The sequence below is a fragment of the Amycolatopsis sp. SID8362 genome (assembly GCF_010550475.1).
Classification (GTDB): domain Bacteria; phylum Actinomycetota; class Actinomycetes; order Mycobacteriales; family Pseudonocardiaceae; genus Amycolatopsis; species Amycolatopsis eburnea.
Map to the genome: position 1 here is coordinate 1 of NZ_JAAGNB010000781.1, position 5,119 is coordinate 5,119.

Below are 5,119 nucleotides of genomic sequence, written 5' to 3' on the forward strand. Positions count from 1 at the left end.
CCGGCCACCCCGGCGCTGCCGGCCGCCCCGGCCCTGCCGGTGAACGCCAAGCTGCCGGTGCTGGACAGCGCGGCCCCGGCCGCGCAGGTCCCGGCCATGTCGGGCCTGGACTCGACCGGCTTCCTCGCGAAGCTGCTGGGTCTGGTCAAGCGCAAGTAGTTCCGGACGCCGGGCGGGTTCAGCCAGAGCCCGCCCGGCCCCCGTACCCCGCCGTCACGGGCAGGCGTTCCACCGCGCCGCGAGGGTGACCTCGCACGGAACGCCTCCCACCCGCGATCGCGGTTGTCGAAAAGGCTCTCCTTCCCTGGAGAGGACGAACCCCAGGAGCCCACCCGGCCCCTGGGGTTCGTTCGTGTCCGGGGGAAGTCAGGAGAACTGCAGGGAGCGCTTCGCCAGGCCGTGCCAGAAGCCGTCGATCACGGTCCGGCCGGAGCCTTCGTCCGAGCTGGCGCCGAGGGAGACGAACAGCGGCGCGAAGTGCTCGATCCGCGGGTGCGCGAGCGTCGCCGCCGGTGCCTTGTGCCGGAAGTCGAGCAGCGTGTCGACGTCCCCGCTGCGCAGGACCTCGTCGCCCCAGTGGTCGAACTCGGCCGACCACGCCGGCGGGGCGCCGTCGGTGGCGCGGGCCATGCCGCTCAGGTTGTGGGTGAAGAAGCCGCTGCCGACGATCAGCACGCCTTCGTCGCGCAGCGGCGCGAGCTTGCGGCCCAGGTCGAACAGCTCCCGCGGGTCGAGCGACGGCATCGAGACCTGCAGCACCGGGATGTCGGCGTCCGGGTACATCTCGACGAGCGGCACGTAGGCGCCGTGGTCGAGTCCCCGCTCCGGCGCGTCGTGCACCGGCGTGTCCGTCGAGCGAAGCAGCTTACGCACCTTCGCGGCCAGCTCCGGCGCCCCGGGAGCCGCGTACTTCACCTGGTAGTAGCGCTCGGGAAAGCCCCAGAAGTCGTACACGAGCGGCACGGTCGTCGTCGCGCCGAGGGTCAGCGGCGCCTCCTCCCAGTGCGCCGACACGACGAGGATCGCGCGGGGCTCCGGCAGGTCGGCCGACCAGCCGGCGAGCTGGCGGGTCCAGGTGACGTCGTCGGCGAGCGGCGGGGCGCCGTGGCTGAGGTAGAGGACCGGGGTGCGGGTCATCGAGCGCTCCAAGTATTTGAAAGTTCAACTACTAGAGTACTCGACGCCGGGCGGCCGCGGGATATTCCTCAGGCGAGGTTGGCCGCGCACCGCTCCAGCGTGCGGATCGTCGTCCGGTAGTCGTCGTCGCCGATGCCCGCCATGGACTTCGCGCGGAACTCCTGGATGCGCGCTTCGACGCGGGCGTGGGCCGCGAGGCCGTCGGTGGTCAAGGCGCCGTCTTCGGCGACCCAGCCGCGGGCGCGCAGGTCGGCCAGCTTCGGGGCCATCGAGCCTTCGGAGGTGACGAACGGCGCCATGGCCGCGTCGACCTCCTCCGGCGTGCGGGCGCCGAGGGCGATCGTGTTGAGTACCTGCCAGTGCCGCCGGGTCAGCGATTCCGCTTCGAGGACCCGGGCCATGGAGGACTCGAGGAGCTCGTGGAGGTGGCGCAGCCACCAGCCGAAGGGTTTCATGGGAACTCCGATATGTCGTTGAACAACTGCATGTAAAAGTACATGTAGTTCGGAGGTGGAGCAACCATGACGGACGCGGTGGCCGACGTCGAGCGCGCCATGATCGCGATCCGCCGCAGCCAGCAGCGGCGGGCCCTGAGCCGGATCGGCAAGGCCAGGGGCCGTGGCGCGCACGACCCGGTGCACGAACTGCTCGATGTCGTCGAGGAGCTCGGCGATCGCGGCGAGCCCAGCACGGTGACGGCCTTGAGCGCGGCGATGGGCGTCGACCAGCCCCGCGCGAGCCGCCTGGTGGCGCGCGCGGTCGAGCAGGGGCTGCTCCGCCGTGAAGCCGATCAGCGCGACGGACGGCGTGCGGTGCTCGTGCCGACCGAAGCGGGCCAGGCGCACCTCGACGAGCTGCACGCCTTCCGCCGCTCGGTGTTCGCGGAGGTCATGGCGGACTGGCCGGACGAGGACCGCGACACCTTCGGCCGGCTGCTCACCGCGTTCGTCCGCGGGTACGGCGCTCTCGGCTAGTCGTGCGAGAGGTCGACGAAACGGCTGTAGTGCAGCTGGTGCGCGACGGTGATCGTCGCCGTCGGGCCGGCACGGTGCTTCGCGATGATCAGGTCCGCCTCGCCGGCCCGCGGGTCGTCGCGCTCCCAGGCGTCCGGGCGGTTGACCAGGATGACCAGGTCGGCGTCCTGCTCCAGTGAGCCGGACTCACGCAGGTCGGACAGCATCGGGCGCTTGTCCGTGCGCTGTTCCGGACCACGGTTCAGCTGGCTGATCGCGATCACCGGGACCTCGATCTCCTTCGCCAGCAGCTTCATCTGCCGCGAGAACTCCGAGACTTCCTGCTGCCGCGACTCGACGCGCTTGCCGGACGTCATCAGCTGGAGGTAGTCGAGGACAACGAGCTTCAGGTCGTTGCGCTGCTTCAGCCGCCGCGCCTTGGCCCGGATCTCCATCATCGTCATGTTCGGGGAGTCGTCGACGAACAGCGGCGCCTCGGACACCTCGCTCATCCGGCGGGCCAGCCGCGTCCAGTCGTCGTCGGACATCTTGCCACCGCGCATGTCGGCGAGGCGGATCTTCGCCTCGGCCGAGAGCATGCGCATGACGATCTCGGTCCGGCTCATTTCCAGCGAGAAGATGACGCTGGTCATGCCGTGCCGGATCGACGCCGAGCGCGCGAAGTCCAGGCCCAATGTCGACTTACCGACACCGGGACGGGCGGCGACGATGATCATCTGACCCGGGTGCAGGCCGTTGGTCAGCTCGTCGAAGTCGGTGAACCCGGTCGGGATGCCCTGGGACTGGCCGCCGCGGGAGGCGATCGCGTCGATCTCGTCCATCGTCGGCTGCAGCAGCTCTTCCAGCGCGACGTAGTCCTCGCTGGTCCGGCGCTCGGTGACGTCGTAGATCGCGGCCTGCGCGCGGTCGACCACCTCGTCGATGTTCGCGCCGTCGGCCGCGGCCGCGCCGTAGCCGTACTGCACGATCCGGGTGCCCGCCTCGACCAGCCGGCGCAGCACCGCCTTCTCCGAGACGATCTCCGCGTAGTACCCGGCGTTCGCCGCCGTCGGCACCGTCGCGATCAGCGTGTGCAGGTAGGGCGCGCCGCCGACGCGGCCCAGCTCGCCGCGCCGCTCCAGCTCGGCCGACACCGTGATCGGGTCGGCCGGCTCGCCGCGGCCGTAGAGGTCGAGGATGCAGTCGTAGATCGCCTGGTGCGCGGGCCGGTAGAAGTCGTCGGGACCGAGGGCCTCGATGACGTCGGCGACTGCGTCCTTGGACAGCAGCATGCCGCCGAGCACGGACTGCTCGGCCGCGATGTCCTGCGGCGGCTGGCGGTCGAACCCGCCGCCACCACCGCCACCGCCCTCGGGTGGCGGCTCGCTCGGCCCCGGGTCGGACTCCGCGTACATCGGACCACGGTCGTCGGTCAGCGCCACCGCCCCGGACACCTCCTCATCGTGTCGAACACTCGTTCGATTATGCCGGATCTTCGCTCTCGAAGCACGCGGCTCGTCCCGTGCTTCCCCATCACCCGGACCTCGTCACCTCGATGATCGACGACGACGTCGACCGGCTGGCGCAGACACGCGGAGCGCCACGGTGAGTACAGGCCCGAGGCGGCACGCTAGATCCCCCGAGAGGCGGATGGCAATTCCGGGTGGGGACCCTTCTGTGGACAACCTGGGGATGAACGGGGGTAACCAATCACAGGTGCCGCGAGAGCTGTGGACAAGTTGGGGACAAGCGTGATCGGCTTCTCGGAAACCGCAGGTCAAGGGCTGTGTACAAGCTGTGGAGAACCGGCGGAAAACTCGTGCGGCGTGTCGCGCGAAGTCCGTTCTTCGGCGTGTCGTGGACCAGCCCGGGCCCATTGACCCCCAAGGCCTGTGGATGAAAATCACGGAGGGTAGAGCGGTCACCCGGTGGGCTGAACGGCGCCGGCCTCAGGCCGCGGTGAGCCGGCCCTGCGCGCTGCGTAACCGGTCAGCGAGAACGCGCTGGTCGGCCGGGGTGAAGGCGATCCGGTTCTCGCCACGCCCCGGAATCTCTTCGGTCAGCCACCGGCCTTCCGACGTATCGATGTAGTTCACCGGGCGTTCGATCCGGTGGCGCGCGCCGGTCCGGGTGCGCGCCGCGACGTACAGGCTGCCGCTGCCCATTCGGCGCAACGCGAGGATCCGGCGGAGCTCGTCGGCCTCCTGCGAACCCTCGGCCGGGCGGTCGTTGCGGAGCACCGCGAACTCGCCTTCGTCGCCCCGGGCGGTGCCTTCGATCTGGCTCTTCGGCACCGCCAGCGGCGTCCCGCGGCCGGGGGCCAGCTTCGGGATCTGGCCGAGGAAGTCGTCGAGCAGCTCGCCGGGCCGGGACGACGCCAGCACGACGGCGTCCAGCTCCTCGTGCTTGGCGAGCACGAACGCCTCACCGCCGGCGCTGCCGCCGAGCAGCCGGTAGCTGACCGGCTTGCCCTGGAAGCCGCCGTCGATCCAGCCGTAGTACTCCAGCTGCGGCCGCGCGATCGCCTCGACCGTCGCGACGAAGCCGGGGTGCATGCCGCGCGGGCCGAACAGCCCGGCCGTGGCGAGCTCGGCGTTGACCCGCTCGTCCTCGGCGCGCTGGGCCTCGTCGCTGTACCAGGTCGGCGTTTCCACCAGCACCGTGTGCGGCTCGCCGCCCCGGCGCCGGATCAGGTTGACCAGGGTGCCGGTCGAGATGGTGACTTGCCTGTCCAGCACCGCTCTTCCCCCATTGAAGACTGTTGGTGAACCCGAAGGAGCCGGGCGCGCTCATCTTGGCACGCGCCCGGCACTCCCGCGTGCGCTACTCGCCGATGACCGGCGGCGCGGTGAGTTCGTCGGTTCCGAAGATGTCGTTCGGATCGTCGCCGAGGAGGTACTTCGACGTGCGTTCCTCGTCGCCGCCGCCCTGGCCCTTGGCGCCGTGACCCATGCCGCCCATGCCACCCATCCCGGTGGCACCGGTCCGGCCGGCTCCCGCGCCGCCCGCGCCCGCCGCGCCACCGGCCG

At 70.7% G+C, this 5,119-nt stretch carries 5 protein-coding genes and 1 pseudogene; 1 reads left to right on the top strand and 5 read right to left on the bottom strand.

The annotated features are described in order from the left end of the window. Positions 1 to 366: 366 nt before the first annotated feature. Both G3I65_RS24160 and G3I65_RS24165 read right to left on the bottom strand, forming a co-directional pair. Entirely contained in the window at positions 367 to 1,137 is a 771-nt protein-coding gene (locus G3I65_RS24160; RefSeq protein WP_160698127.1) for a dioxygenase, read from the bottom strand. Positions 1,138 to 1,205: 68 nt separating this feature from the next. Then, on the bottom strand, positions 1,206 to 1,592 hold the full coding sequence (locus tag G3I65_RS24165) for a MarR family winged helix-turn-helix transcriptional regulator (protein WP_160698128.1): 387 nt from the start codon (positions 1,590 to 1,592) through the stop codon (positions 1,206 to 1,208). A 66-nt stretch (positions 1,593 to 1,658) separates the two neighbouring features. Here G3I65_RS24165 and G3I65_RS24170 point away from each other — a divergent pair, with 66 nt between their 5' ends. Then, the gene (locus G3I65_RS24170) at positions 1,659 to 2,111 is read left to right on the top strand and encodes a MarR family winged helix-turn-helix transcriptional regulator (protein WP_086864089.1); all 453 of its coding nucleotides are present in this window, start codon (positions 1,659 to 1,661) and stop codon (positions 2,109 to 2,111) included. Here the strand turns inward: G3I65_RS24170 and dnaB are convergent. From dnaB to G3I65_RS24185, 3 genes and pseudogenes are all read right to left on the bottom strand, one after another. Further along, positions 2,108 to 3,532, bottom strand: coding sequence for a replicative DNA helicase (gene dnaB, locus G3I65_RS24175; protein WP_125309914.1), 1,425 nt, complete (start codon positions 3,530 to 3,532; stop codon positions 2,108 to 2,110). The two genes, G3I65_RS24170 and dnaB, sit on opposite strands and share 4 nt — an antisense overlap. A 507-nt stretch (positions 3,533 to 4,039) precedes the next feature. Then, entirely contained in the window at positions 4,040 to 4,828 is a 789-nt protein-coding gene (locus G3I65_RS24180) for an ESX secretion-associated protein EspG (protein WP_160698129.1), read from the bottom strand. Between the two features lie 85 nt (positions 4,829 to 4,913). Next, positions 4,914 to 5,119 (bottom strand): annotated as a pseudogene (locus tag G3I65_RS24185) (hypothetical protein); the annotation flags it as partial.

Excerpts from the sequence above, each read along its gene's own strand:
- G3I65_RS24170 (WP_086864089.1), top strand. The coding sequence starts at position 1,659 with ATGACGGACGCGGTGGCCGACGTCGAGCGCGCCATGATCGCGATCCGC.
- G3I65_RS24160 (WP_160698127.1), bottom strand. The coding sequence starts at position 1,137 with ATGACCCGCACCCCGGTCCTCTACCTCAGCCACGGCGCCCCGCCGCTC.
- G3I65_RS24165 (WP_160698128.1), bottom strand. The coding sequence starts at position 1,592 with ATGAAACCCTTCGGCTGGTGGCTGCGCCACCTCCACGAGCTCCTCGAG.